Origin of the sequence: Tardiphaga sp., assembly GCF_025356345.1 — a bacterium.
GTDB lineage: Bacteria > Pseudomonadota > Alphaproteobacteria > Rhizobiales > Xanthobacteraceae > Tardiphaga.
The window spans coordinates 1-3,900 of the sequence record NZ_JANXTC010000231.1 but is presented as its reverse complement, the minus strand read 5'-3'; the positions used below and the strand labels follow the sequence as shown (position 1 = coordinate 3,900).

7 protein-coding genes and 1 pseudogene are annotated in these 3,900 nt (G+C 62.5%); all 8 read left to right on the top strand.

Going from position 1 to position 3,900, the window contains the following annotated elements; all coding sequences use genetic code 11:
* A pseudogene (locus Q0S16_RS14040) lies at window positions 1-134 on the top strand (ABC transporter ATP-binding protein); the annotation flags it as partial.
* 20 nt (window positions 135-154) lie between these two features.
* Window positions 155-988: an urease accessory protein UreD gene (locus Q0S16_RS14035; protein WP_295849218.1), complete on the top strand. Its 834-nt coding sequence runs from the start codon at window positions 155-157 to the stop codon at window positions 986-988.
* A 24-nt stretch (window positions 989-1,012) separates the two neighbouring features.
* Complete coding sequence (locus tag Q0S16_RS14030; protein WP_295849216.1) at window positions 1,013-1,315, top strand: urease subunit gamma; 303 nt, start codon at window positions 1,013-1,015, stop codon at window positions 1,313-1,315.
* 12 nt (window positions 1,316-1,327) lie between these two features.
* Window positions 1,328-1,729 (top strand): DUF4375 domain-containing protein, encoded by a 402-nt coding sequence (locus Q0S16_RS14025; protein WP_295849214.1) that lies wholly within the window; start codon window positions 1,328-1,330, stop codon window positions 1,727-1,729.
* A 10-nt stretch (window positions 1,730-1,739) separates the two neighbouring features.
* Window positions 1,740-2,045: an urease subunit beta gene (locus Q0S16_RS14020; protein ID WP_295849212.1), complete on the top strand. Its 306-nt coding sequence runs from the start codon at window positions 1,740-1,742 to the stop codon at window positions 2,043-2,045.
* A gap of 55 nt (window positions 2,046-2,100) precedes the next feature.
* Window positions 2,101-2,385, top strand: coding sequence for an AbrB/MazE/SpoVT family DNA-binding domain-containing protein (locus Q0S16_RS14015; RefSeq protein ID WP_295849211.1), 285 nt, complete (start codon window positions 2,101-2,103; stop codon window positions 2,383-2,385).
* A complete protein-coding gene (locus Q0S16_RS14010; protein WP_295849209.1) occupies window positions 2,382-2,774 on the top strand; it encodes a type II toxin-antitoxin system VapC family toxin in 393 nt (130 codons plus the stop codon). Before Q0S16_RS14015 ends, Q0S16_RS14010 begins: the two co-directional genes overlap by 4 nt.
* 11 nt (window positions 2,775-2,785) lie before the next feature.
* Window positions 2,786-3,900: urease subunit alpha (locus Q0S16_RS14005; protein ID WP_295849208.1), on the top strand; the 1,115-nt coding region annotated here is incomplete at its 3' end.

The following is a 3,900-nucleotide window of genomic DNA, read 5'->3' as shown; positions in this document are numbered from 1 at the left end:
TGGTCGAACAATATCTCGACTTTGCCTGCGAGCTCGGCGACAACTTCGCCGTGATGGATCGCGGCGTCGTCAAATTCGCCTGCGATCGCTCCACGCTTGATCCTGCCGAGATCAGCCGCCAGATGGCGCTGTAATCGCCGCCACCAGGAAATGCATGCCGACCAGTCCGACCACCGTCGCTTCGGCGATCTTTGCCGCCAACCGCGCCCGGGGATCGGTGACCTTCGACGTACAGATGGTGGAGGGCAAGACCCGGCGCCGCCAGCTGCATGAATCCGGCTCGCTCCGCGTCCGGTTTCCGTCCCCGGAGGATCACGGCCTTTCGGCGATGTTCGTCAACACCGCCGGCGGCGCGGCCGGTGGGGATCGCTTCGACATCGACGTTACGGCCGGCGAAGGCACCTGCCTGACCGTGACCACCGCCGCGGCCGAAAAGGTCTATCGCTCCCATGGTCCTTCGGCCGCGATCAACATCGCGTTGAAGGTCGAAGCCGGCGCGCATTTGTCATGGATGCCGCAGGAAACCATCTTGTTCGACCGGTCCCGGACCGAGCGCGCCATCGACATTGATCTGGATGCCACCGCCTCGCTGGTGCTGTGCGAGATCGTCATCTTCGGCCGCGCCGCGATGGGCGAAAAGATGCTGTCCGGCCGTTTTATCGACCGCTGGCGATTGCGCCGGGGCGGCAAGCTGGTTTTTGCCGAAACCGTTCGGCTCGACGGCGACCTCGGCGAAAAGCTGGCGCGTCCGGCGATCGCCAAGGGCGGTCTGGCGATCGGCACGGCGCTGATCGTGCCCGGCGACGAGGCCCTGGTGGAGCGGATCCGCGAGGCCGCTGAAAACTTCGGCGGCGAGGTCGGGATCTCCTGCTGGAACGGATTTGCAATGGCCCGCTTCTGTGCGCAAGATGCCGCCCGGCTGCGCGTCGACATGATGAACGTGCTGGCGCGTTCCGGCGCCGCGCTGCCGCGGCTGTGGCTGAACTAACGTTAATGAATTCAGAGTGCGCTGATGAATCTGTCTCCCCGTGAAAAGGACAAGCTGCTGATCTCGATGGCCGCGATCGTCGCGCGCCGAAGGCTCGAGCGCGGCGTCAAGCTCAACCATCCCGAAGCGATCGCGATCATTTCCGATTTTATCGTCGAGGGCGCGCGCGACGGCCGCACCGTCGCCGAACTGATGAAGGCCGGTGCCGAGGTTATCACCCGCGCCCAGTGCATGGACGGCATCGCCGAGATGATTCACGACATCCAGGTCGAGGCCACCTTCCCGGACGGGACCAAGCTGGTGACCGTGCATGAGCCGATTCGCTGACGGAGTGTTGGGATGGCTGACATCGTGAAGCCGGGGAAGGACCCGGCCGACTTCGACCTCAGCCTGCCCGAGGACGCGCTGGCGCTGGTCGAGGATTTTCACGGCGAGTGGTACAATGGCGGGTTCTCGCAACTGTTCGCCAACTGGGATCGCACCAACATCGTGCTGATCCCCGAAGCGCTCAGGATTATCGGCGCTCCCGAGGCGGCACCGATCGTCGAGGCGGCGATCGCAGAGTTTCCGGATGATCAGGACGACTGGCGCGATCTGGCGTCGAAGGCGATGCTGGATCCGGCCAGCCCGCTCGGCAACAAATTATGGGAGCTGAACAGCCCGCTCGGCGATCTCGAAGATGCCATCCAGCAGGCTGCCGAGGCGTTCGAACTGAAGCTCAGCGAAGACGAAGATCTGTAAAGGACCGACCATGATCCCCGGCGAACTCTTCATCCAGGACGGCGAGATCGAACTCAATGCCGGCCGTGCCACCGTGACGCTCACCGTGGCCAATTCCGGCGATCGCCCGATCCAGGTCGGCTCGCACTATCATTTCTTCGAGACCAACCCCGGGCTGAAATTCGACCGCGCCAAGGCCCGGGGCATGCGCCTCGATATCGCCGCCGGGACCGCGGTGCGCTTCGAGCCCGGCCAGAGCCGCGACGTGCAACTGGTCGAACTGGCCGGCAAGCGCGAGGTCTATGGCTTTCGCGGCGACGTGATGGGGAAGTTGTGAACTGCGTTGATTGGGGTCTATGGAAGGAATATCCTGCCATCTGAGGAGACACGACATGTCTTACAGAGCGACTGCAGTCATGGCTTCCAACGGACAGATCACGCTGCCCGACGCCATCCGGGAACGCCTCGGCGTGAAGGAAGGCGATCGCCTTAGTTTTGATCTCGCCGACTCCGGTGAACTCACAGTCACTCCGGTGCTCCGGCGGAGCATTTTTGAAGGTCTGGATGAACTGACGTTGCCGTCTTCGGGGCGCCCGCTCACCCAGAAAGATATCGGTGATGCAATAGGCGATGAAATGGAAGCGCAGGAAGAGCGTATTCGGAATCAGCAGAAATGATCGGGATCGACACCAATCTGCTGCTTCGGTTCTTCGATCCCATCGATCATCCTCAGCAGGCAGCCGCGGTCCGCGAGTTGGTCCGAAGCCAAGCGCCGGTTTTTGTTAGTCCGATCGTGCTTGTGGAGTTTGTTTGGACGTTGCGCCGTAAGTTCCGCCTCGACGACGACGCCATCTACGACCGGCTGATACGCGTCGCGGCTTCCCCGGAATTCACGTTTGCCGAACCTGCGGCAACGGCTCGTGCCGTCGAGCTCTACAAAAAGGGCCCAGCGGATTTCGCTGACTATCTGATAGGCGAATTGAACCAGTCGGCAGGTTGCCAGAAAACGCTGACCTTCGACAAGGACGCCGCAAAGCATCCAACCTTCTCGCTGCTCGAAATCTGAATAGGCCCCCCATGTCCGTGAAAATCAAGCGTTCCGTCTATGCCGACATGTTCGGCCCCACCACCGGCGATCGCGTGCGGCTCGCCGATACCGACCTGATCATCGAGGTGGAAAAGGATTTCACCATCTACGGCGAGGAGGTGAAGTTCGGCGGCGGCAAGGTGATCCGTGACGGCATGGGGCAGTCGCAGGCCACCAATGCCGAGGGCGCGGTCGATACCGTGATCACCAACGTGCTGATCGTCGACCACTGGGGAATCGTCAAGGCCGACGTCGCCATCAAGGAAGGCTATATCTGCGCCATCGGCAAGGCCGGCAATCCCGACATCCAGCCCGGCGTCACCATCAATGTCGGTCCCGGCACCGACGTGATCGCGGGCGAAGGAAAAATCCTCACCGCCGGCGGTTTCGACAGCCACATCCATTTCATCTGCCCGCAACAGATCGAGCATGCGCTGATGAGTGGCGTCACCTCGATGCTCGGCGGCGGCACCGGCCCGTCGCACGGCACCTTCGCCACCACCTGCACGCCCGGCCCCTGGCACATCGCGCGGATGATCCAGTCGTTCGATGCCTTCCCGGTCAATCTCGGCATTTCCGGCAAGGGCAATGCCTCGAAGCCCGCGGCCTTGATAGAGATGATCAATGCCGGTGCCTGCGCGCTGAAGCTACACGAAGACTGGGGCACCACGCCCGCCGCGATCGACAACTGCCTGACCGTCGCCGACGATCACGACGTGCAGGTGATGATCCATTCCGACACGCTGAACGAGTCGGGCTTTGTCGAGGACACCATCGCCGCCTTCAAGGGCCGTACCATCCACGCCTTCCACACCGAAGGCGCCGGCGGTGGCCACGCGCCGGATATCATCAAGGTCGCCGGCCTGCCGAATGTGCTGCCGTCCTCGACCAATCCGACCCGGCCGTTCACCCGCAACACCATCGACGAGCATCTCGACATGTTGATGGTCTGCCACCATCTCGATCCCTCGATCGCCGAGGATCTCGCTTTCGCCGAAAGCCGCATCCGCAAGGAAACCATCGAAGCCGAAGACATCCTGCATGACCTTGGCGCCATCAGCATGATGAGCAGCGACAGCCAGGCAATGGGTCGCGTCGGCGAAGT